The organism is Acidovorax sp. NN32 (assembly GCF_057597245.1).
The window spans coordinates 4,857,226-4,877,757 of sequence record NZ_CP199679.1 but is presented as its reverse complement, the minus strand read 5'-3'; the positions used below and the strand labels follow the sequence as shown (position 1 = coordinate 4,877,757).

Sequence of the window (20,532 nt, the reverse complement as noted above, 5' to 3'; positions counted from 1 at the left end):
AGGTAAACGCAAGCAGCTATTGAATATGTAGCAAATGGTGTCCGTAATGTCGGCCGTGAGGTGCTCATGCCTCCGGCGCTACGAACGCAATCAGCCTGCCCATGCGCCGTATCCAGTCTGCGGTGAAGATGAACTGGGGCTTGTCTCTCTTCACACAGGGCTCGATGTCCGGTGGGTTGTCGGCCGGGTAGGGCGAGGTGTCATGCACATCACCCACATGCGTGCTGCGGTAGGCCTCCATCTGGTTTGCATCACCCCGTGGGGCAAGCTTTCGGCCCAGAACCGCATGGCCTTTGCCGATGCGGGCGCGCAGTCCTCGCGTGAAGATTTGCTGACCATCATTGCGAAGTAGCCGGGGTCTGCGGCACCTGCCCCGCAGGGCGGACTCTCAGGCGGGAAACGATGGGCCGTGGGGCTGCAGGCACATGGGCCGTTCATCGAACGCCAGCCAGCCCAGCGCGTCGCACAGCGCCTGCACCCAGGCGGTGTAGTCGGTGCGCAGCGAGCAATGCATGGCGAGCGGGCCATCGGACACGTTGTCGGGGAGATGGAATTCCACCCCGTGGCCCAGCACCGTGGCGTGGCCCCAGGTGGGCAGGGCCCACTCCAGGCCCGGCACCATCTGCGCGAGCGATGTTTTGATGTGATGGATGTCGCGCAGCACCAGCACCGTGTCGGGTGAGAGCTCGTCGGTGGACAGCGGCAACCTTGCGGGCTGAAAGAACAGGTAGGTATAAGCCATGGAGCGCGATGTTGCACCTTGTTGCACGGGCCACGCACAAGCCTGCAGCGTGCTGCGTGAACTATTGCGCAGCCCGTTAGATTGCGTGCGCAGCGGGGCTCAGCGAGCCGCAGGCGCCGATGGCACCAGGTACTCGCGCACCAGGGCCCTTGCCCGGTGCAGTCGGCTTTTGGCGGCCTCGCGCGTCACCCCAAGCCGCTGCGCCATCTCCTCGATGGTCAGCTCCTCGAAGTCGCGCAGCAGGAGGGCCTCGCGGTACAGGGGCGGCAGTGAGTCGATGGCCAGGGCCAGGTCGTGGCGCAGCTCGTGGTCGGGGCGGTGCGACCAGGCGAGGTTGTCCTCCACCTGCGCCAGCGGCTCGGCCTTGAGCCACGCCAGCATCGGCCGCATGCACAGGCGCTGCACGATGCGCACCACCCAGCCGCCAAACGCCGCCACCTCGCGCAGCGCGCCCACGCGGCGGTACACGATGATGAGCGCCTCCTGCACCACGTCGTCGGTGGCCGTGGTGGCCGCGCAGTGCCGCAGCGCATAGCGGCGGATATCGGGGCGGGTGAGGCGCAGCAGCTGCTCCATCGCCACGGCATCGCCGCTGCGCGCGGCGGGAAGCAGCTGGGCGAGTGTGGGTGCGGTCATGGGGTTGCTCATGGTTTTAGTTCTCCACAGCGCATTGCGCCACCCGCAGCCTGTGAAACCGGCGCGACCCCTGCGCGGGCAGCCGCGCAAGGGCCGCCCCGCCGCGCTGGCTGCGTCCCCCGCCCACGCGCAGCGTGAGAAGAGCAGGGGGTGAAGGCGCGAAGCGACTCAGGGGGTGTTGTTTCATGTCATTCGACAGGCTTGCGGCCCACCATGGCGCAGGCGGGGCAGTAGCCAAATGCGCCGCTCAGGATGCTGCCAACGCCCGAGGCGGCCAGCGCCAGGCCCAGGGGCGATGCGGCCAGCCACCAGAGGCCCGCAGCGATGAGGGCGACGCCCCCCACAACGCGCAGCAGGCTTTCGGGGCGGGTGATGTTCTTGCGGTACAGCATGGGAATGGGCTCCTTGGTCGGTTGAAGGAGGTGCCAACACAGGGCGCCTCCACCACCAAGAGCTGCGGGTATCGCAAAAGGATTCATGGGTTGCGAAAAAAAGTCGCGGCCAGTCACGGCTGCCCGTTACCGGAAATGGTCAAACGAGGCGTAGCGCTTGTCTACCGGTTGGCCCTGTGCATCCACCAGTTGCAGGCCAGGTGTGGCCAGCACCGTGCCGATGCGGGTGACGGGCGTGCTGCTTGCCTGCGACGCGACGGTCACCGCGTCACGCTGCGCGGGCGGGGCGGTGAAGGCCAGCTCGTAGTCGTCGCCACCTGCCAACGTGCATTGGCGAATCAATTCAGCATCAAATATGGCTCCAGCGCTTGATGGATAAGCGCTAGAAGCTATCATTTTTGAAGTGATGTGTGTGTCGATCCGGGCCCCTACGCCTGAGGCCTTGAGGATGTGCGACAGGTCGCCCAGCAGCCCGTCGCTCACATCCATGGCGCTGCTGGCCACGCCGCGCAGGGCCAGGCCCAGGGCCACACGCGGGGTGGGGCGCTCCAGCCGCTGGCGCGCGCGGGCCAGCACGTCGGCGGGAAGGGGGGTGTGGCCCAGCAGTGCCTCCAGCGCAAGGCGGGCGTCGCCCAGCGTGCCGCTCACGTAGATATCGTCGCCGGGCCGCGCGCCGCTGCGCAGCAGGGCCTGGCGGGGGGGCACCTCGCCAAACACGGTGATGCAGATATTGAGCGGGCCCTGCGTGGTGTCGCCGCCCACCAGCTCGCAGCCGTGGGCATCGGCCAGCGTCCACATCCCGCGCGAGAAGCCTTCCAGCCAGGCCTCATCCACCCGGGGTAGTGACAAGGCCAGGGTAAACGCCAGCGGGCGCGCTCCACAGGCCGCCAGGTCCGACAGGTTCACGGCCAGCGCCTTGTGGCCCAGGGCTTCCGGGTCCACGTCTGCGAAGAAGTGGCGGCCCTCTACCAGCATGTCGCTGGAGATGGCCAGCTGCATGCCGGGTGTGGGCGCGAGCAGCGCGCAGTCGTCGCCCACGCCCAGGGCCACGGCACCGCCCGGGCGCGCGGGGCGCGTGAAGTAATGTGCAATCAGGTCGAATTCACCCACGGTGCGGTCCTAAAGAATCGGAGGAAGAAAACGGCGCGAACCCGCTCAGGCGCTCGGCTCCGCGGTGGAAAACCACTGCGCCCAACGGTCGATGCAGGCCTGGATCTTGGGCAGACGGTGCCTGCGGGTGAGGGTGATGGCATGGATGGGACTGGGCTGCAGGTCCACGCAGTCGGCCAACACCGGCGCCAGCAGGCCCTGGCGCACCAGGGGCTCAGCCACCACCGTGGCCAGGCGCGCAATACCCAGGCCTTGGAGCGCCAAACGCGCGGTGATGGCCGTGCTGCCCGAGCGCCAGTGGCCCTCGGCCACCAGCACCTGCGGTTCGCCATTGATCTGGAAAGGCCAGTGGTTCAGAAACGCCACCGCGCTGTTGGTGATGAGCCGGTGCTGACGCAGATCGTCGGGGCGCTGGGGCACCCCGTGCGCCTGCAGGTAGCCGGGCGTGGCGTACAGCGCGCGTGCCAGCGTGCCCAGCGGGCGCGCGACCACGGTGTCGGTCAGCGGCGGGCCGGTGCGGATGGCGATGTCGATGCCATCGCGCGCCATGTCGGCCATGCGGTCGTCCACTACCAGTTCCACACGCAGTTGCGGGTGCTTGTGCTGCAGGCTGTCGAAGCTGGGGATCAGCAGGTGTTCGGCCACCACCGAGCTGGACGCCACTCGCACCCAGCCGCTGGGCTGTCCACTTTGCTGGGCGAACTCGCCCTCCAGCTCGTCGAGCGTGCCGGTGATGCGGCGGCAGTAGTCCAGAAAGGTCAGCCCCTCGGGTGTGGGAGTGAGGCCGTGGGTCGTGCGGTGCAGCAGCCGTGCGCCGCAGGCTTTCTCGATGCGCGCCAGCGTGCGCGAGACCTGGCTCACCGGCGCATCGCGCTCGCGCGCCACCGCCGAGAGCGAGCCCAGATCGGTCACGCGCACGAACAGGTGCATGTCTTCAAAGCGGATATCGCGCATCGGGCAATGGTAACGGCGGGGGGCTGGGGAGCCTCTGCACGAATCGTCGCGCTCGATGCGCGCACAGGCCCCTTGCAATCTGTGCAAAACGGCCTTGCAGCGCAGGCGGTTTCCGCCGTGCCCGGTGCTGCCTACAGTGGCTTCACCCTGAAAGGAAATGAGCATGTACCCACAGCACCTGCACCCCGATGATTACCAGCGACTGCGCGACGAGGCCAAGCGCCACGCGCTGCAGCTGCGGCAGGACGCGATTCGCGAAGCCCACACCTGGGTGGCGCGTGGGTTCCTGCGCATGGTCCGCCGGGCTTTCCACCTTGCGCGTACTGAAGCTGCGCCCATGAATCCTTCCACCCCGGAGCTGAAAACACCATGCCAACCCTTGTTCTGAAACTCGCCCCGCTACAAAACCCCGAGCGCTACCGGCAGCTGGCCAGCGCGCTGACCGACTTGACCGTGGACCTGCTGGGCAAGCGCCGCGAGGTGACGGCGGTGGTCATCGACGACCTGCCCGCCGCGCGTTGGCACATCGGCGGTGCGCCCATCGCGCAGCCCACGGCACTGCTGGAGATCAGCATCACAGAGGGTACGAACACACGGGAAGAGAAGGCCGCCTTCATCCAGGCCGCATTTGCTGAACTGCAGCGCCAGCTGGCCGGTGACGGCGCGCTGGCCACGGCCAGCTACGTGGTGGTGCGGGAGTTGCCCGCCAGCGACTGGGGCTATGGCGGGCGCACGCAGCAGGCGCGCAAGCTGGCGCTGGCGGCGTGAAGGTGCGGGTGCGAGGCGCGCTCAGGCTGGTGCGCCGCGAAAGCGCTGCGCTGCCTGGCGGCTGACCTCGGCCAGCAATTGCTCTTCGCGTTGACGCTCGCGCAGCCAGCGCGCGTCGTTCTGGCCCGCTTCCGCTTCGGTGCGCAGCATGTGCATGGCGCTTGATGCGCCTTGCACGGCGGCGTGTCCGGCGATCTTGTCCATGGTCTTGAGGATGTGCTCGCGCAGCGGCATGTGGTCGCCCGTAGCCGGGTCTACATACACCGCATCCATGCCAAAACGGCAGGCCTGGAAGCGGTTGTAGGTGTACACAAGGTAGTCGTCTTCGGCGGGCATGAAGGGCTGGTCGGCCAGAAACCATGCGCCCAGCGACTGCACGTAGCCCGCGAGTGCGGCAGCGCGCTCAATGGTCAGTGGCGTGTCGAACACGCGGATCTCGATGGTGCCGAACTCGGGCTTGGGGCGAATGTCCCAGTAGAAGTCCTTCATGCTCTTGACCACGCCGGTGCGCGTCATCTTGTCGAAGTAAACCGTGAAGTCATCCCAGGTCAGGGCCATGGGGGCGCGGCCTGACAGCGGAAACGCAAACACCGAGTTCAGGCGTGCCGAGTCGAAGGCCGTATCCTGGCCCTGCACATAGGGGCTCGATGCCGACAGTGCGATGAAGTGAGGTATGTAGCGCGACATGCGGTGCAGCATGAGCAGCGCGGCGTTCGCGTCGGGGCAGCCGATGTGCACGTGCTGGCCGAAGATGGTGAACTGCTTGGACAGGTAGCCATACAGCTCGGACAGCTCACGAAAACGCGGCTTGTCGTAGATGCGCCGCTCGTGCCACTGCTGGAAGGGGTGCGTGCCGCCGCCCACCACGGCGATGTTGAGCTTGTCAGCGCTTTTGACCAGCGCATCGCGGATGGGCGTGAGCTGGCCCAGCACTTCGCTGGCCGAGTGGCAGATGCCGGTGGAGATCTCGATCATGCTGTTCGTCATCTCGGGCACCACGCTGCCGGGCAGCGGGGTTTTCTTCATGAGGCGCAGCATGTCCTCGGCATAGGGGGCCAGGTCGTAGTCGTTGGTGTTGACGAGCTGTAGCTCCAGCTCAACACCCAGCGTCAGCGGTTCGGAATGGTTGAAGGCTTCAAGACTCACGGCTGTTTTCTCCGTTGTTGCTGCGGGTCAATGGCGCCCAGGGTTTGGAGCTTTCGCCCGCACGGTAAATGGCCACGGTGGCGATCACGGCGCCCAGCACCTCCATCAGCAAGATGGCCGGCAGCGCCACACCGGCAATCACATGGCCGGTGGAAGGCGAGGCCAGCACGAACTGCGAGGCGATCAAGAGTGCGATGGACGACATCGGTGTCATCGCGCAGCCCACCCACAGCGCCTGCTTCCAGCTCGCACCGCTGCCCACGTTGCCCAGTGCCACGCCGGTGGCCTTGGCCACTAGGCGCACGGCAATCAGGGCCAGCACCACGCCGGCCACCGGGGCGCTCCAGTCGGCCTGCGCCGCCACGGTAGAGACCAGCACAAACATCAGCATGGTGAGCAGTGACGACGCATTGCCCAGCTGGCGGGGCCAGGCCCAGGGGCGCGGGTTGAGTTGCTTGAGCAGCATGCCGCCCAGTAGTGCGGCCAGCGGCGCCGAGCCCCCCATGTGCGCTGCCACGGCGGTGCCCGCCGCGACCAATGCCAGAAACAGCATGGAGGTGTTTTCGCTCGTGGGGCTCATGAAGCGCAACGCCATGCGCAGCACCAGGGCCAGCACGGCGGCCACGATGATGGAGACGCCCAGCACCACCATCACGGGGTACACGGTCTCCACCATGGTGACGCTTTGGCGGTTGATCAGCTCGGCCTTGGCGCTGCCCAGTGTCAGCGCGTATAGCGTAGAGAGCGTGGTGAGCACGATGGCGCGTTCCGTCACGGGCCCGGCGGCGCGGGTGTCGGCCACCACGCGCGTGAGCACGGCGGGTGAAGCCGCGAGCGCCACCAGGGCCAGCGGCCCGGCCACCTGCGTGGGCAGGTTCAGCCACACCAGCACCCAGTACACGGCGAAATAGGTCAGCACCGATTCGGCAATGCTCTGCACCAGCACCATGGGGTTGTGGCGGAACCAGCGCAGCGGAATGCGGCCACCACATTCAAAGAGCACCAGGGCAATGCCCAGCTCCAGCAGGAACAGGCCAATGCCCTGCAGCGGCCACACGGCACCGCTGAACCCGGCCAGCCCGGCGGCGGTGCCTACCAGCGAATAGCCGAGCACCTTGGGCAGGCCCGTGTGGCGCTGCGTGAGATAGCCCGCCATGGCGGCCACGGCCAGCAGCAGCGACCATTGCACCGTGGGCAACCCGGCCGAGGGGCGCAGCCACTGCGCCCAGAAGGTCAGGATTTCGTTCATGTCATGGAACCTCTGCGTCAGACGGGCGGTGCCCGTTGGTGTGAAAGGGCCCGCGCACAGGCCCTCCGCAGATGGGAGGGGGTGCGCTTGGGCGTTGGTGCCCCGAATTTACAGGCGGAAACATTCCGGCCATGTAGGACAGATGCGGCGGTTGCCCGCCGTCAGGCCTGCGACGATACACCAACGCTGGCTTGCCGCGCTGGCACAAAAAAGCTCAGGGGCGCGCTGCGCAGGCGGGCGCGAATGGCGGCGTAGATGCGCGAGCGGTCTACACCGCTCACGTTTTGCGCGCGCAGCGCGAGGCTGAAGGCCAGATAAAAACTGACCGACACATTCAGCGCACCCAGAAAGGGCAGCGAGGCCACGGCCCACCATAACGCGGGCAAATGCAGCACCTGCAGGCCCAGTGCGGCGCTGGCGGCAGCCACCTGGCCGGTGGACAGCGTGACGTGGCGCACATCGAGCCCCAGCCCAAAAAAAGCGGCAAACGCGGGCACCAGGCCGAGCATGAAACCCAGCGAGACATTGGCCGCAAGGCCCGAGAGGTTTTCGCGCAGGAAGCGGGCCCAGCGCGCGGCGCGCTCGGCGCCCAGCAGCCCGGTGATGCGCGGGTTGTAGTGCAGGGCTGAGTCCATGCGGTGGAGCACAAACCAGTTCTCCGTCCAGCCCGCAATGATGCTGGATGCAAACAGCAGCACCCCGGTAAAGGCCGCAAAAAACAGCGAAGGCCCGAGCAGGTGCAAGGATGCGAGCACATGCTCTGCCTCCTTCACGCTGATGGCGGGCCCGCCCGTGGCCAGGGCAATCAGCGTGGCCAGCGCCAGCACGGCGGGAAACACCACCAGCACGTTGCCCAGCACGGCCGCCACCTGGGAGCGCACCAGGTGCGTGATCTCATCCACAAACGCCTCGATCGCGCCGCCCGAGCCCAGCTCCTTGAGCTTGGCTGCCATGGCCGGCGCCGTCATGGCCGGTTGTTTGGTGGCCACCGTGAAGTGCAACAGCTGGATCAGCACAAAGCTCACGGCGTAGTTGACCCCCGCCATGAACCCGCCCCAGAACGCTGACAGCGCCAGCGCATGGAGGCCGAACTTGGTCAGCGTGGTGAACGCCATCAGCGCACCGCCGCCCGCCGCCTTGCGCAGCATGGCGCGGTATTCGGTGCCTGTGCGGGTGATGTAGTGCTCGCCCGTCTCGGCGCTGCGCTCGGCCACCTTGGCCGCCAGCAGCGAGGAGTTGGACGCCAGCAACGCGCGCAGGCTGCGCCGCTCCTGTCCCACCATCACCAGGTGCGCCATGAGCTGCGCCGCCGTGACGGCTGGTTGGGCCGACAGCAGGCAGTCGAGCAATTCGCGCACGCGCAGGATGCGCTCGCGCAGCTGCCGCAGGCGAAAGACCAGGCCCACTGAAATGCCGTTGTCTTCGAAATGCGTGTACACGGTGGCCGCCGCCGCGCGGCAGGCCTCCAGGCGCTCGCGCAGGCGCTGGGCCGACTCGTTGAGCCGGTCAGGCGTGCGCAGCGCATGCAGCACCTCCACGCGCAGGCTCTCCACATCGCGGATCAGTGCATGAAAAGGCTGCGCCTCGCGCGCGGATTCGCTCATGCGCAACCGGAGTTCGGGGGCAAAGCCGGTCGAGAGAATCTGCCCCGCGCAGTAAGTGATGGCGTCGAGCAGGGCGCGGTGCCAGCGCGTGGCGCCACCGGGGCTGTTGTTGCCACCCGGGGAAGCCAGCAACTCCACCAGCCGGTTCAGCTGGGCTTCGTCGAGCGCCGCGAGCCACTGGGCGTCAAAAGCGCTGGGCAGCGCCAGCATGAAAAGCTCGGACGCGTCGATGGTCTCTGGGCTGCCCGGCAGCAGCTTGGTGCGCAGACGTTCCGCCATCTCGCTGACCAGCGCAGTGCGGGGCGCAAAGCCAAAATCGGCCAGCAAGGTGGTGATATCGACCTGGCCCACCAAGGTGGCCCACCAGGCTTGCAGCCGCTGCTGGAGATCGGGCCGTGCCGCGACCGCATCGATGAAAAGCTGCACCCGGCCCACAGCGGCAGGCACCGAATCGCGCTTGCCGCGCACCCAGTCCAGCAGGTGGATGAGCCACAGGTGGCGATGGGCCAGGTCGGCGGCCGGGTCGAGAGCCGCCAGAATGCTGGCCAGGTCGGAATGCGGGGTGTTTTTCATCGCCGGGCCGCCCCAAGATGAAAAGCGGCCCCCTTGGGGGGCAGCGACCACACGAAGTGGGGAGTGTGGGGGTAATGCTTCATCGCCGGGCCGCCCCAAGATGAAAAGCGGCCCCCTTGGGGGGCAGCGACCACACGAAGTGGGAAGCGTGGGGGCAATAGCGCTTCAATGCAGCACCCGGCCGCTCAAAGGTTCGCCCGAAGGGCCGTGGCTGATCGCCTCCAGCACGAACAACGGCACCGGGCTGTTGAAGGGCTCGCCATCTTCGGCCACGCAGTGAAAGGTGCCGTGCATGGTCCCGCTGGAGGTGCGAAGCCGGCAACCGCTGGTGTACTGGAACGATTCGCCCGGCTTGAGCAGCGGCTGGTGGCCCACCACGCCCAGGCCCTTGACCTCTTCGGTGTGGCCCCGGGAGTCACTGATGATCCAGTGGCGCGAAATCAGCTGCGCAGGCGTTTCCCCGGAATTCGTGATGGTGATGGTGTAAGCGAAGCTGAACACCCCTGTGTCCGGCGCAGACTGCTCGGGCAGGTATTCGGGCAGCACTTCCACGTCAAACTGGTACTTTGGCATGGGGCGAATGGTAACCGTGGAGATTCCTAAAAAGTGCATGTCCATGGGGTAAAACCCCAGACCTTCTGCGCTTTGCGACAATCGGGGGATGAGCCGCACATTCCGAATCGCCCCCTCCATCCTCTCCGCCGACTTCGCCCGCCTGGGTGAAGAGGTGCGCAATGTCATTGCCGCTGGCGCAGACTGGATCCACTTCGACGTGATGGACAACCATTACGTGCCCAACCTCACCTTCGGCCCCATGGTGTGCCAGGCGCTCAAGCCCCATGCCAAGACCGCCGCCGGTGTGGCCGTACCGATCGATGTGCACCTGATGATCCAGCCGGTGGACGCCCTGGCCGCCGCGTTTGCCGACGCGGGTGCGGACTACATCAGCTTCCACCCCGACGCCTCGGGCCACGTGCACCGCAGCATCCAGGCCATCCGTTCCAAGGGCGTCAAGCCCGGCCTGGTGTTCAATCCGGCGGAGCCGCTGGACGTTCTCGACTGGGTGATCGACGACATCGACCTCATTCTCATCATGAGCGTGAACCCCGGCTTTGGCGGCCAGAGCTTCATCGACTCGGCCCTGCGCAAGATCGAAGCTGTGCGCAAGCGTATCGACGCCTCGGGCAAGGACATCCGCCTGGAAGTGGATGGCGGCATCAAGACCGACAACATCCGCCGCGTGGCCGATGCGGGTGCTGACACCTTTGTCGCGGGCAGCGCCATCTTTGGCAAGCCGGACTACCAAGGCGTCATCGACGCGATGCGCGCAGAACTGGGATGATCTCCTGAGCCGCTGCGCAGACTTTGTGCGGTGGCCGTTTTCACAGACCACGCCTTCCTGGAGCTCGGTTAAGGTTGCGCAGGGACGGTGATCGTCGTGGTGGTCGATTCACGCAACACGCCGCCGCCGGACACCGAGCCACTCGCCGGGCTGCTTTGCACACGGCGCATGCAATCAGCCTGGTCGGCAGCCGTCTGGAACGCAGCACAACGCTGTGTGGCGTTGTCGTTTGCGGCGGCTCCAGGGTTGCTCAGATCGCCCTTGCGCGAAGCATCCAGCGCGTTGTTGGCCTCGCGCAGGCAGGTGGCCAGACTGTCCTGGGTGTTGTTGGTCATGCACTTTTCCCGCTCCTGCTCATAGCGTGCCCGCGCGTCCTGAGGCTGCGTTTGTGCGGATACACCCGCGCATGCCAGCAACAAGGCGGCGGTGAAGAGGGGGGTGGCAAAGGGAATGCGGTTCATGAAAGGGCTCCTGGGGCAATCGCAGACGGTGGTCTGAACGTATGCCTGCAGGGTAGGCCCCCCTGCTGCGCGCCCCTGTCGGACAGTGCCGCCCCCTGCCGTGCGCGGGGCGCGCGTTTCGGGCCTGGTCAGCCCAGGCGCTGAAAAGTCAGGACGAAGGCCACGCCGTCGGCCGTATTGCGCGCGTTGATCGTGCCACCCATCTTGGCCATGTAGGTCTTGGCCACGAACAGGCCCTGGCCCCGGTGCCCGCTCTCGCCGTCGGGCATGGGAAGGCTGGGGTCGGACACCCCCAGCTCAAAGATGCGCCCCAGCAGATCCTCGGCAATGGTGACACCCTGGTTGCGCAGCGTGGCGCTGGCAGTCGACTCGGAGGCCGCCAGCGTCAGCGTGATGGCCGTGCCCGGCGGGCGGTAGCGGTCGGCATTGCGCAGGATGTGGGTCACCACGTCTTCCAATGCAAATTCGTCCGCCCGAACGATGACCGGGCCCGCCCCTCCTTCATAGACCACGTTGTCGATGCCTGCAAAGTGCGCGTTGTTGGCCACGTGGCGCAGGAAGGCATCCAGGTCCAGCCGACCCTGCGGCACGTCGGCCGCCTGCAAGGCCTCTGCAGGGGAGGCCGTGCCATACAGCACATGCACGGCCTGTTGCATGCGCTGGATGTAGCGGTGGCCCGGGTCGTCGGCGCTGCCGTGCAGCACCATGAGCGATTGCAAGGGGGACATGATCTCGTGCCCCACGGCATGCCACATGTCGCGCTCCTGCTGGGCGCGCAACTGTTCGCGCTGGATATCGTCTTTCACACGCTGGAGCAGGTCGGCCAGGCCGCCAGCCAGAATGCCCAGCTCGTCCGATCCGCGCAGGTCCGACACGTCTAGGTCGCCCAGGCGGGGGCCGATGTGCCCGTCCTGCACGTTGTACGAAACCGCTGCCGCGCGGCGGGTGAGGGCGGTCACGCGGCGGATGAGGCCCACCTCCACCACCAGCCAGGCCAGCGCGATGGCCGCGAGCATGGCGCCCAGGTACCACGACATGCGGGTGGCCACGGCGGCAAGGCCCTGCTCCACGCCGCGCAGGTTGCCGGTAAAGGTGACGGCATAGTTGCCCGCCGGGGTGTCCAGAATGTCGAGGCCGGCCGGTACCGGCTGCGCCTGATGATCGCCAGCGGCTTGCCACTCCAGCGGCAGCCAGCTGATAAGGCGCAGCAGCCAGGGCGCCGACGGGTCTGCCTGCACTTCGGAACCCTTGAGTGTGATCGCTTCGCTGTCGCTCGTGCCCAGCTTGCGGATCTGCACCTGTTCGCCGGGCAGCAGGGTGCGCGCCACATCCGCCAGCGAAGCCGCAGCCTGGGCACCGGGGGCATTGCTGTCGAACAGCGCTGCGCCTGTGCCGGGCGCCAGCATTTCCACCCGCACGCGCATGTTGCCAAGATCCTGTGGCGGCCAGACCAGGCGCTGCTTGTCAAACAGCGCTTCGCGGAACAGCTCCACCGGCAGGCGGATGGAGTAGAAGGTGCGGCGCAGGCAATCGGGCACGGCGCCCGCCAGATCCCGGCACTGGCCGTTCTGCCAGAGCCAGCCGCGAAAATCCCGCACTGGCCGCGCGCGGGCATCCAGGGATTCTTCACCGCTGTCCACAAAGCCCGTCAGGCGGCCCCGGGTGCTGATCGTGCCCTGGGGTGGCAGTGCTTCAAAAGGCGCCACCCAGCGGTAGGAAGCGCCGCGCATGTCCAGCGTGATGCGGGCGCGGTGCACGGCCTGCAGATCCAGTGCGCCACGTTCGCGGGGCACCAGCTCGCCCGCGTAGAAGCTGCCCACCAGGTAAATGAAGCCCCCGGCATAGGGGTTGTTGCCGATGGCCGCGCAGACCGATGAGCCGTCGGGGTACTGCACCGCGCAGCCTGCCATCTCCACGGCCTGCTGGGCCTTGTTCTGGTCATCGAAGTCCAGCGCCGCGTAGGGCAGCAGCAGGGGCGCCAGCGGCGCGGGGCCGGCGCCACGGTTGCCCGCATTGAGCAAAGCCAACTGCCCAGAGGGGTGGCGCAGACGGGCCATGACCTCGGACTGGCTGCGCGCGAAGCCATGCTGGTAGCTTTGCCAGCCACGCTCCTTTTCTTCCTTGAGCAGCACCACGCTTAGCGCGACGGTGGCTAGTGCCAGCAGCACAAACACACCGCGCACCAGAATCCGCAACCGAAAGGCGGGCAGCCCCAGGCGGGGCATCTCCAGCGCGGGGTGGCGGAGCAGACGCTTCACTTGCCAGTCCAGCGAAAGCCGCGCATGGGCACGTTCTCAATGCCTTCAAAGCTGGGGTCCACCTCGCGCAGGGCCTCGCGGATGGTGCTGACGTGCTTGCGCACGTTGTCGCGGTTGCGCCCGCTTTTCACCACCTCAAAAAGTTCGTCGTACGACACCACCTCGCCACTGCGCTGGTGCAGCGTGGCCAGGATGCGCTGGGCCGTCAGCGGCAGGTTGATGCGCTCGCCGCGCCAGGTGGGGGAGCGCTGCCACAGCGGGTCCAGCACCAGCGCATCGTCCACCGGGGCGGGTGCTGTGCGGGTCGGAGTCTGTGCCTGCGTGGTGCGCAGGATGTCGAGAAAGGTCTCGATGAAGTCGGCCTCCTCGAAAGTGGTCTTTTGCAGGTAGTCCCACGCGTCCAGCGCTTTCATGATGCTGCGGTAGATGGCCGCAGGCATGGCCGACACCACCAGCACCGGTGTGCCCTGACGGCGCTTGTTGATGGCGTTGATGAGCGCCACGCCCGCATGGCGCTCACGGCCCAGTTCGATGTCAAGGACCACGGCGTCGTAGTGCTCGCGCGCCAGGGCGGCTTCGGCGTCGTCGCGCGTGAACCACTGGTCAATCACGATGCCGCTCTTCGCACTGGCAATCCAGCCCGCCAGCTGGTTGCTGGTGGGCAGGTCGTCTTCGATCACGGCGATGCGGGTCATGGGCGGGGCGCGGAGTAAGGGTGCGTCGATTATCCGGGGCGCCTTGCTTGCCCGGTGTGAAGGTTTCTTCCGGGTCCGGAGGGTTTGTGCGGTGGGTGTGAGGGCTTTGGGGTGCGCGCTGCGTTGTTGCTTCCGGGGTGAATCCGAAGAATCAGTCCCCAATGAGCAGCCCGATCGGACGGCTCAGAAGCAGACAACAACTTCACCCTACCGAGAGAGAGAAACCCCATGAAAACCGCCTGGAACCGCATCGTACAAGCCCTGCGTGGCCGCAATGCCGCCCCCCGCCCGCTGGACGCCAGCGGCGAATGGCCGCAAGACGCGGCACCTTCGCAGACGGAAGCTGCCATGCCAGCATCCGCAGACGTGGACGCAGGGCGCATCCACTGGGCGTACCTGCAGCCCACGGCCAGCACGGTGCGCTGGATGGTGGCCGGTGCCGTGGTGGTCGGTGCAGGGGGCCTTGTGCTTCGCCACCCGCCGGTGCAGCAGCTGGGCCAGGGTGAGCTGGCGGTCCGCATGAACCAGTTCACCGGTTCGGTGAGCCAGTGGCGTGATGGCAGCATGTGGGTGGTTCCGGGCCTGCACAGCGTGCGCATCTTCTCTCTGCGGGACCAGAGCTACCGCCCTGAAGCCATGCGCCAGGCCAATGGCAGCGCACCCTTGCAATCGGTGGAAGGACTGTCGTTCGGGCTTGACCTGAGTGTGCGCTACGCACTCGATCCGTCCTCCGAAACCGTCAAGGCTGGCCGCCTGCCCGATGATGTGGACGCCGACATCGTGGCACCTGCCGTGCAGGGGTTGGTCTACAAGGTGTTTGCCCGCTACACCGTGCGTGAAATTTTCTCGTCCAAGCGTGCCGAGATCGCACAAATCATCGAGACCGAGCTGCGCACGCGCCTGGCCGCCGATGGCGTGCTGCTGCGCCACGTGCAGATCGGCAAGGTGGACCTGCCCGCCGAGTACCGCCGCGGCATGGACAGCCTGCTGGCCGAGGAACTGGCTTCCGAGAAGATGCGCTACACGCTGGAGCTGAAAGACAAGCGTGTGAAGGAGACCGAACTCGACGCCAATGCCGACAAGGTGCGCCGCGAGGTGGCTGCTGAAGCTGCGGCCCGCGAGCAGGTGATCGCCGCCCGCGCCCAGGAAGAGGCGATGAAACATGTGCTGCCCTTCAAGCAGCGCCAGATCGAGCAGCGCCAGCTTGAGGCCGAGGCCGAAAAGGTATCGCGCATCAAGGCCGCCGAGGGCAGCGCTCAGGCCCGCCGCATCGAAGCCAACGGCGAGGCGGATGCCCGCCAGAAGCTGGCTGAGGCCGAGGCCTACCGCATGGACCGCATCGGCAAGGTGAACGCCGAGCAGATGGCGCGCGAAGGAGCGCTGGTCACCAAACATCCGCTGCTCATCCAGAAGACGCTGGCCGACAAGCTCTCCGACAAGATCCAGGTCATCATCGCGCCGCCCCCGACCAACGGTGATTTCATCGGCGCGGCGCTGCTGGGCGGTAGCCGCAATGCGCAAGCCGGTGCTGTGCAGGCTGCAGGCGTGGCCGACGACACCTCCACCGTCCAGGCTGTGGAGCAGTGAACATGAATCTCACGACCTTGACCTTCATTGCAGCGGTCGCCAGCGCTGCAGTCACGGTGGCCTCTGCCGCCGTGCCTCCTGCTTCGGTCAATACCCTGGGCAGTGCCATCGTGGTGCAGGACCAGGCCAGCCTGCGTGCCGCGCCGCGCGATGGCGCCCAGCAGCAGGCCAGCCTGTGGCAGGGCGAGGTGCTGGAGGTGCGCGGCGAGCGCCTGGATTACCTGCAGGTGTGGGACCACAAGCGTGAGCGCGGCGGCTTCATCCGCGCCAGCGATGTGCGCCGCATGGCACTGACCGAGGCCGAAGGCCCCGCGTTGCTGGCTGTGCTGCGTTTCATGCAAGACACGCCGGGTGCTGAGGCGCTGGGGATTGGCCTCACCGCCGCGTACCTGCAGGCGGCTCCCGGCCAGCTGCTGGCGGGTGTCGAGGGCGCGCAGGCTTTTGATGCGCTGGGCACGTTCGCCGACCGGCTTGCACGTCGCGCCTCGGTGGCCGTGCCGGGCAAGGCCTCGGGGGCCACGCTGTCCGCGCACCTGGATGTGGCCAATGCCTACGGCGTGCGTTTTGCCACCTATGAGGTGGAGGGCCGCATGCAGGTTTGCTATGAAGGCGAAGCCTTTCGCCGCGTGCTGGCCATGCCGGTGGCCGATGCCGCCCAGCGCGCCCGCGCCGCCCTGGCGCTGACGCGGCCAGAGTGCATCAACCCCGACCTGCCAGCCCACGAACGCGCCAAGTTGCACGCCTGGCAGGTCGATGTGCTGGAGCGTGTGGACGTTGCCGGCTTGCCGCCCTACCTGCGCAACCGCGTACAGATGCGCCGCGCCAGCGTGTGGGGCGCCACGGCTTTCGAGCAGGCGCGCAAAAATGTTGCAGATCCAGCGGTGGCTGCCGCTGCTGCGCGCGCGCTGACCGAGTTCACCGGCGTGAGCAAGGCCGACCTGCCCGACGAGGATCAAAGCACCTACAACGACGCTGCCATGCGGGTGAGTGCGGTGCGCTGGGCACTGGTGCCCACTACCGCGCCAGCGGCCCCGTCCAAAGCAGCCCGCCCGACCCTGGTGACCGAGCCCGGCGCTCCCGGCGAAACCTGTGTGCTGCTGGTGGATGCCCAGCACACGGCCCAGGCCCCGCTGCTGCGCCGTTGCACCTATGGCGTGGTCTGGTCTGCGTCGGCCAGCACCAACCGCGAAGGCACGGCGGTGGCCCTGGCCGTGCAACCCCTGGAAGGCTGGCGCGAGCTGTGGGTGCTGCGCAAGACCGAAGGCGGCTGGCTCGCCGATGTGCTGCCGCCAGCGGCCACCACGCCAGAAACCGGTGTTGCCGAATGGGCCGGATGGGTGCCCGGCGGACAGCAGATGCTGGTGGCACGCGAGGCGCGGGGCCAGGGGCGCTACCGCAAGAGCTTTGAGGTGGTGCGGTTGGACGGCCTGACCACTGAGCGGGTCACAGGGGATGTGGCGGCGCTGCCTTTGTTTCAGCGCTGGCAAGACCCTGCGTGGAAGCGGCAGACGCTGAGCTTGCGCTAAGTGCAGGGTGGGCGGGAGGAAGAAGGCGTCATCGGTTCCTTAAACTTGGGCAACTTTTTCCTCTTCCGTCTTTCTGCCTTATGTCCCACGCCGCCGACCCCATGTTGTCTTCTCTGCTGTCCCGTGTAGATGCCGTCATCGTGGACCTGGACGGCACCATGGTGGACACCATGGGGGATTTCAACGAGGCGATCAATCGCATGCTCCGTGAGCTGGCCCTGCCGGCCATCGAGGCCCTGCACATCGAACACATGGTGGGCAAAGGCTCGGAGCATTTGCTGCGATCAGTGCTAAAACACGTGCTAGCGCTTGATGGTATTGCGCAAGATGCTATAAAAAGCGAAGCATACTATCCCGCAGCCTGGGCCAGCTACCAGCGCCACTACCTGGCGATCAATGGCCAGTTTGCAGGGGTTTACCGGGGTGTAGAGGACGGTCTGAAGGCGCTGCATGCCCGGGGGCTGCGCCTGGCCTGCCTGACCAACAAACCCACGGACTTTGCGCTGCCGCTTCTGAAGTCCAAGGGCCTCGACGGGTATTTCGAGAAAGTGTTTGGCGGTGACGCCTTCGAGCGCAAGAAGCCCGATCCTCTGCCCCTCCTCAAGACCTGCGAAGCGCTGGGCACTGCCCCCGCGCGCACGCTGATGCTGGGCGATTCCAGCAACGACGCGCAGGCTGCCCGCGCTGCCGGGTGCCCCGTGGTGCTGGTCACCTACGGCTACAACCACGGCGCGCCCGTTCGGGCCGTGGATGCCGACGGTTTTGTGGATTCGCTGGCGCAGCTGACCTGAGCCGATCTCAGGCGGGTAACTGGCGTGGCGCCACGGCGCGGTAGTCCAGCCGCGATGCGCTGATGCTGCTGCCGCGCACGGGGGCGGGCGTTGCATCGCCGTGGCGGGTGGTGTTGGCTGAGAGGCGGAAAACCGCCACCGCATCCACCAGCTGCCCCGCCTGTGTCTTGAGGCTGTCGGCCGCTGCTGCGCTTTGCTCTACCAGGGCCGCGTTCTGCTGCGTGGCCTGGTCCATCTGCGTGATGGCTTCGCCCACCTGCGAGACACCCTGACTCTGTTCGCTGCTGGCTGCGCTGATCTCGCCCATGATCTCCGTCACGCGGCGGATCGATGCAACCACTTCGCTCATGGTGGCGCCGGCCTTGTCCACCAGGGCTGTGCCGCGCTCCACGCGCTCCACGCTGGTGCCGATCAGACCCTTGATCTCCTTGGCGGCTTCAGCGCTGCGTCCAGCGAGGCTGCGCACTTCCCCGGCCACCACGGCAAAGCCGCGCCCCTGTTCGCCCGCGCGCGCAGCCTCCACGGCAGCATTCAGGGCCAGGATGTTGGTCTGGAAGGCGATGCCGTCGATGACGCTGATGATGTCGGCGATCTTGCGGCTGCTGTCGTTGATGCCCTTCATGGTCTCGACCACTTCGGCCACCACATCGCCTCCCTGTTGGGCCACGGTGGATGCGCTCATGGCGAGCTGATTGGCCGTGCGCGCGTTGTCGGCGTTTTGGCGCACCGTGGAGCCAAGTTCTTCCATGGATGCGGCGGTCTGCTGCAAGGCTGAGGCTTGCTGTTCCGTGCGTGCCGAGAGGTCGTTGTTGCCGGATGCAATTTCGACGCTGGCGGTGGCCACGCCTTCTGCGTTGTGGCGCACATTGCCGACGATGGTGGCCAGGCGCGATTGCATGGTGGCCAGCGCCTGCAGCAGTTGGCCGGTTTCGTCATTGCCGCTGGCTTCGATGGGGTGGGTCAGGTCGCCATCGGCAATGCTCTCCGCCGCCTGCTTGCCCCGCTGCACAGGTTGCACGATGGAGCGTGTGACGGTGAAGGCCAATAGCGCCCCCAGTGCCACGGCTATCAGTGTGCCCACGCCCAGCAACACCTGGCTGGCCTTGGCCAGCGTGCTGGTGTCGCCCTGGCTGTCGGCCAGCTGCGAGGCCATGGCAGTGCGCAGGTCGTCGAGGGATTGGAGGTACTTGTCCGCCAGAGGGCGCAAGTCCTTGTCCACCAGCGTGGGCACATTGGGCTCGCCGCCACGGTGCAGTTCGCGGATCTCGGCGAGTTTGTCGTTGTAGGCCTTGCTGGCGGCGGCAATGGTGGCCAGTTGCGCACGGTTCTTGTCTCCCTGTACCAGGCCTTCGATGCGCTGGACCTTGCCCTCGATGCCTTTGGCTGTGGCCTGCGTGTCGGCCGTGAGCTTTTCCATGTAGTCGCGGTCAATGGCCTTGAGGAAGGCCTCGGTGCGCACCCAGTTCAGGCGGATGTCTGACGCCCAGTTCTCCACCAGGGTCTGCTGCTCGATCTCCTGGGTGGCCACGCGTTCGCTGGCGCCTTGCAGGCTCGCGATGCGCCACATGCCGGTGGCGGCAATCAACGCGGTGATGAGCAGGATGGCACCGAACGACGCGCCCAGGCGCAGGCCGACGGAAAGGTTGCTGAGTTTCATGGTGGGGTCTGGCGCAAAAAGGTATCTGGGGGCAGAAAATGGGGGCGTTACAGACGGCTCGTTGCGGGGCGCGGGTAGCGCGAAAAACTCGGTTCAGGCCGTGGCATCAGTGACTGCGGGGTGCGCGCAGCAAGAGGCCGTTGTTTCGTCAGTGAGGGGCGGGTGTGCTCGTTGGTCCAAAGGCTACTCCCGAGTAGGGAGCGCGTCTGTCGGGCGCGGGACAGCCCCGGGCGGAAGTGCCTCGGGGTTTGTCCCAGGGGGTTACGCAGGCTTGCCCAGAAGGGCGTCCTTGAGCTTCCAGTCGGCGGGCACATTGCCCAGCCAGATGCCCAGCAGCGCGTTGAAGAACTCCGGCTCCTTGAAAGGCTCGCCCTGGGGCTTGCCCTTGACCGTGATCACCGTGCCGGTACCTGGTATCCAGTCGATCATGAACTGGTCGCCCGCCTGCAGCTTCTTGTGGTCCGAGAAGATCTGGCTCATGCGCAGCACGCCCGGGATGAGCTTGGAGAACGCTGCGCGGTCCATGTTGTCCTCCATGCCGCGCGAGAACAGTTTGCCCAGCTCGGTGGAGTCGATCTCGCGCAGCATGGTGATGCTCATGCGCTTGGGGCCCTTCAGGGCCATGATTTCAGCGGGAGTCGAGGCCTTCTTTTCAAGGTACAGGCCTGCGGTGTACACCTTGAACACGGCCTTGTAGCGAACCCCTGCGCCATTGAGCTGAAGGCTGCTGCCACTCAGGCTGCTCGTCTCTTCATACTTGACGTCGGCCACGGTGATGGGCTGGGCAATAGCACCGGCCGCCAACAGGCAGGCCACGGCTGCTGCGGCACATCGCTGGAGAAACTTCATGCGCAACTCCTAAAAAAGAACGGTCGTTCGTTTCAAATTGTTGCAGTGCTCATGCCGGGCCGCAACAGGGTTTTCGAGTGGTTGTGCGATCTCGCCTTGAGAGTCGTCAACTCAGGCCCTGAAAAAAGCTTTGCTACACTTTGGCCCATGTTCATTCACCACGTGTTCATCACAGGTTGCAGCGACCGGGGA

General features: G+C 66.5%; 22 protein-coding genes. 7 read left to right on the top strand and 15 right to left on the bottom strand.

What is annotated here, in order from left to right; all coding sequences use genetic code 11:
* Positions 1 to 64 precede the first annotated feature (64 nt).
* Positions 65 to 208 (bottom strand): hypothetical protein, encoded by a 144-nt coding sequence (locus tag ACT89O_RS22565; RefSeq protein WP_487261247.1) that lies wholly within the window; start codon positions 206 to 208, stop codon positions 65 to 67.
* On the opposite strand from ACT89O_RS22565, the gene ACT89O_RS22560 reads away from it, so the two are divergent.
* The gene (locus ACT89O_RS22560; protein ID WP_487261246.1) at positions 203 to 352 is read left to right on the top strand and encodes a hypothetical protein; all 150 of its coding nucleotides are present in this window, start codon (positions 203 to 205) and stop codon (positions 350 to 352) included. The two genes, ACT89O_RS22565 and ACT89O_RS22560, sit on opposite strands and share 6 nt — an antisense overlap.
* Positions 353 to 388: 36 nt before the next feature.
* Here ACT89O_RS22560 and ACT89O_RS22555 read toward each other — a convergent pair whose 3' ends face one another.
* The 5 genes from ACT89O_RS22555 to ACT89O_RS22535 all read right to left on the bottom strand — a co-directional run bounded on the left by ACT89O_RS22555 (position 389) and on the right by ACT89O_RS22535 (position 3,834).
* Entirely contained in the window at positions 389 to 742 is a 354-nt protein-coding gene (locus ACT89O_RS22555) for a hypothetical protein (RefSeq protein WP_436130708.1), read from the bottom strand.
* A 99-nt stretch (positions 743 to 841) separates the two neighbouring features.
* Positions 842 to 1,378: an RNA polymerase sigma factor gene (locus ACT89O_RS22550; RefSeq protein WP_121508328.1), complete on the bottom strand. Its 537-nt coding sequence runs from the start codon at positions 1,376 to 1,378 to the stop codon at positions 842 to 844.
* A gap of 188 nt (positions 1,379 to 1,566) precedes the next feature.
* On the bottom strand, positions 1,567 to 1,770 hold the full coding sequence (locus ACT89O_RS22545; protein WP_010466405.1) for a YgaP family membrane protein: 204 nt from the start codon (positions 1,768 to 1,770) through the stop codon (positions 1,567 to 1,569).
* A gap of 126 nt (positions 1,771 to 1,896) precedes the next feature.
* Positions 1,897 to 2,880 carry a thiamine-phosphate kinase gene (gene thiL / locus ACT89O_RS22540; RefSeq protein WP_487261245.1) on the bottom strand — a complete coding sequence of 328 codons (984 nt, stop codon included), beginning with the start codon at positions 2,878 to 2,880 and terminating at the stop codon, positions 1,897 to 1,899.
* A gap of 45 nt (positions 2,881 to 2,925) precedes the next feature.
* Positions 2,926 to 3,834: a LysR family transcriptional regulator gene (locus ACT89O_RS22535; protein WP_487261244.1), complete on the bottom strand. Its 909-nt coding sequence runs from the start codon at positions 3,832 to 3,834 to the stop codon at positions 2,926 to 2,928.
* A 163-nt stretch (positions 3,835 to 3,997) separates the two neighbouring features.
* Between ACT89O_RS22535 and ACT89O_RS22530 the strand changes: the two genes are divergently transcribed.
* Together ACT89O_RS22530 and ACT89O_RS22525 are read left to right on the top strand one after the other, a co-directional pair.
* The gene (locus tag ACT89O_RS22530) at positions 3,998 to 4,222 is read left to right on the top strand and encodes a hypothetical protein (RefSeq protein ID WP_147433269.1); all 225 of its coding nucleotides are present in this window, start codon (positions 3,998 to 4,000) and stop codon (positions 4,220 to 4,222) included.
* Positions 4,204 to 4,602 (top strand): tautomerase family protein, encoded by a 399-nt coding sequence (locus ACT89O_RS22525; protein WP_228899204.1) that lies wholly within the window; start codon positions 4,204 to 4,206, stop codon positions 4,600 to 4,602. Before ACT89O_RS22530 ends, ACT89O_RS22525 begins: the two co-directional genes overlap by 19 nt.
* A gap of 21 nt (positions 4,603 to 4,623) precedes the next feature.
* Here ACT89O_RS22525 and ACT89O_RS22520 read toward each other — a convergent pair whose 3' ends face one another.
* From ACT89O_RS22520 to apaG, 4 genes are all read right to left on the bottom strand, one after another.
* Positions 4,624 to 5,748 carry a YbdK family carboxylate-amine ligase gene (locus ACT89O_RS22520; RefSeq protein ID WP_055395579.1) on the bottom strand — a complete coding sequence of 375 codons (1,125 nt, stop codon included), beginning with the start codon at positions 5,746 to 5,748 and terminating at the stop codon, positions 4,624 to 4,626.
* Positions 5,738 to 6,997, bottom strand: coding sequence for a cation:proton antiporter (locus ACT89O_RS22515; RefSeq protein WP_121421423.1), 1,260 nt, complete (start codon positions 6,995 to 6,997; stop codon positions 5,738 to 5,740). Before ACT89O_RS22515 ends, ACT89O_RS22520 begins: the two co-directional genes overlap by 11 nt.
* 161 nt (positions 6,998 to 7,158) lie before the next feature.
* Positions 7,159 to 9,174 (bottom strand): site-specific recombinase, encoded by a 2,016-nt coding sequence (locus ACT89O_RS22510; RefSeq protein WP_487261243.1) that lies wholly within the window; start codon positions 9,172 to 9,174, stop codon positions 7,159 to 7,161.
* A gap of 165 nt (positions 9,175 to 9,339) precedes the next feature.
* Positions 9,340 to 9,747, bottom strand: a complete 408-nt coding sequence (apaG, locus tag ACT89O_RS22505; RefSeq protein ID WP_121421421.1) for a Co2+/Mg2+ efflux protein ApaG — start codon at positions 9,745 to 9,747, stop codon at positions 9,340 to 9,342.
* Between the two features lie 88 nt (positions 9,748 to 9,835).
* On the opposite strand from apaG, the gene rpe reads away from it, so the two are divergent.
* Entirely contained in the window at positions 9,836 to 10,516 is a 681-nt protein-coding gene (rpe, locus tag ACT89O_RS22500; RefSeq protein WP_055395586.1) for a ribulose-phosphate 3-epimerase, read from the top strand.
* 68 nt (positions 10,517 to 10,584) lie between these two features.
* On the opposite strand, the gene ACT89O_RS22495 is transcribed toward rpe, so the two are convergent.
* From ACT89O_RS22495 to ACT89O_RS22485, 3 genes are all read right to left on the bottom strand, one after another.
* A complete protein-coding gene (locus tag ACT89O_RS22495; RefSeq protein ID WP_487261242.1) occupies positions 10,585 to 10,977 on the bottom strand; it encodes a hypothetical protein in 393 nt (130 codons plus the stop codon).
* 128 nt (positions 10,978 to 11,105) lie between these two features.
* On the bottom strand, positions 11,106 to 13,202 hold the full coding sequence (locus tag ACT89O_RS22490) for a sensor histidine kinase (protein ID WP_487262896.1): 2,097 nt from the start codon (positions 13,200 to 13,202) through the stop codon (positions 11,106 to 11,108).
* 29 nt (positions 13,203 to 13,231) lie between these two features.
* Positions 13,232 to 13,930, bottom strand: a complete 699-nt coding sequence (locus ACT89O_RS22485) for a response regulator transcription factor (protein WP_487261241.1) — start codon at positions 13,928 to 13,930, stop codon at positions 13,232 to 13,234.
* A gap of 228 nt (positions 13,931 to 14,158) precedes the next feature.
* Between ACT89O_RS22485 and ACT89O_RS22480 the strand changes: the two genes are divergently transcribed.
* The 3 genes from ACT89O_RS22480 to gph all read left to right on the top strand — a co-directional run bounded on the left by ACT89O_RS22480 (position 14,159) and on the right by gph (position 17,834).
* Entirely contained in the window at positions 14,159 to 15,517 is a 1,359-nt protein-coding gene (locus ACT89O_RS22480; RefSeq protein ID WP_487261240.1) for an SPFH domain-containing protein, read from the top strand.
* Between the two features lie 2 nt (positions 15,518 to 15,519).
* Positions 15,520 to 17,043: a hypothetical protein gene (locus tag ACT89O_RS22475; RefSeq protein WP_487261239.1), complete on the top strand. Its 1,524-nt coding sequence runs from the start codon at positions 15,520 to 15,522 to the stop codon at positions 17,041 to 17,043.
* Positions 17,044 to 17,123: 80 nt separating this feature from the next.
* On the top strand, positions 17,124 to 17,834 hold the full coding sequence (gph, locus tag ACT89O_RS22470; RefSeq protein ID WP_487261238.1) for a phosphoglycolate phosphatase: 711 nt from the start codon (positions 17,124 to 17,126) through the stop codon (positions 17,832 to 17,834).
* Positions 17,835 to 17,841: 7 nt separating this feature from the next.
* On the opposite strand, the gene ACT89O_RS22465 is transcribed toward gph, so the two are convergent.
* On the bottom strand, positions 17,842 to 19,491 hold the full coding sequence (locus tag ACT89O_RS22465; protein WP_487261237.1) for a methyl-accepting chemotaxis protein: 1,650 nt from the start codon (positions 19,489 to 19,491) through the stop codon (positions 17,842 to 17,844).
* 261 nt (positions 19,492 to 19,752) lie between these two features.
* Entirely contained in the window at positions 19,753 to 20,340 is a 588-nt protein-coding gene (locus ACT89O_RS22460) for a chalcone isomerase family protein (protein ID WP_055395601.1), read from the bottom strand.
* Positions 20,341 to 20,532 lie beyond the last annotated feature (192 nt).

What these genes read in the sequence shown, in the direction of transcription:
- ACT89O_RS22560 (WP_487261246.1), top strand. Translation starts at nt 203, where the DNA reads ATGCACATCACCCACATGCGTGCTGCGGTAGGCCTCCATCTGGTTTGC.
- ACT89O_RS22555 (WP_436130708.1), bottom strand. Translation starts at nt 742, where the DNA reads ATGGCTTATACCTACCTGTTCTTTCAGCCCGCAAGGTTGCCGCTGTCC.
- ACT89O_RS22550 (WP_121508328.1), bottom strand. Translation starts at nt 1,378, where the DNA reads ATGACCGCACCCACACTCGCCCAGCTGCTTCCCGCCGCGCGCAGCGGC.
- ACT89O_RS22545 (WP_010466405.1), bottom strand. Translation starts at nt 1,770, where the DNA reads ATGCTGTACCGCAAGAACATCACCCGCCCCGAAAGCCTGCTGCGCGTT.
- ACT89O_RS22535 (WP_487261244.1), bottom strand. Translation starts at nt 3,834, where the DNA reads ATGCGCGATATCCGCTTTGAAGACATGCACCTGTTCGTGCGCGTGACC.
- ACT89O_RS22530 (WP_147433269.1), top strand. Translation starts at nt 3,998, where the DNA reads ATGTACCCACAGCACCTGCACCCCGATGATTACCAGCGACTGCGCGAC.
- ACT89O_RS22525 (WP_228899204.1), top strand. Translation starts at nt 4,204, where the DNA reads ATGCCAACCCTTGTTCTGAAACTCGCCCCGCTACAAAACCCCGAGCGC.
- ACT89O_RS22515 (WP_121421423.1), bottom strand. Translation starts at nt 6,997, where the DNA reads ATGAACGAAATCCTGACCTTCTGGGCGCAGTGGCTGCGCCCCTCGGCC.
- ACT89O_RS22510 (WP_487261243.1), bottom strand. Translation starts at nt 9,174, where the DNA reads ATGAAAAACACCCCGCATTCCGACCTGGCCAGCATTCTGGCGGCTCTC.
- apaG (WP_121421421.1), bottom strand. Translation starts at nt 9,747, where the DNA reads ATGCCAAAGTACCAGTTTGACGTGGAAGTGCTGCCCGAATACCTGCCC.
- rpe (WP_055395586.1), top strand. Translation starts at nt 9,836, where the DNA reads ATGAGCCGCACATTCCGAATCGCCCCCTCCATCCTCTCCGCCGACTTC.
- ACT89O_RS22495 (WP_487261242.1), bottom strand. Translation starts at nt 10,977, where the DNA reads ATGAACCGCATTCCCTTTGCCACCCCCCTCTTCACCGCCGCCTTGTTG.
- ACT89O_RS22490 (WP_487262896.1), bottom strand. Translation starts at nt 13,202, where the DNA reads ATGCCCCGCCTGGGGCTGCCCGCCTTTCGGTTGCGGATTCTGGTGCGC.
- ACT89O_RS22485 (WP_487261241.1), bottom strand. Translation starts at nt 13,930, where the DNA reads ATGACCCGCATCGCCGTGATCGAAGACGACCTGCCCACCAGCAACCAG.
- ACT89O_RS22480 (WP_487261240.1), top strand. Translation starts at nt 14,159, where the DNA reads ATGAAAACCGCCTGGAACCGCATCGTACAAGCCCTGCGTGGCCGCAAT.
- ACT89O_RS22475 (WP_487261239.1), top strand. Translation starts at nt 15,520, where the DNA reads ATGAATCTCACGACCTTGACCTTCATTGCAGCGGTCGCCAGCGCTGCA.
- gph (WP_487261238.1), top strand. Translation starts at nt 17,124, where the DNA reads ATGTCCCACGCCGCCGACCCCATGTTGTCTTCTCTGCTGTCCCGTGTA.
- ACT89O_RS22465 (WP_487261237.1), bottom strand. Translation starts at nt 19,491, where the DNA reads ATGAAACTCAGCAACCTTTCCGTCGGCCTGCGCCTGGGCGCGTCGTTC.
- ACT89O_RS22460 (WP_055395601.1), bottom strand. Translation starts at nt 20,340, where the DNA reads ATGAAGTTTCTCCAGCGATGTGCCGCAGCAGCCGTGGCCTGCCTGTTG.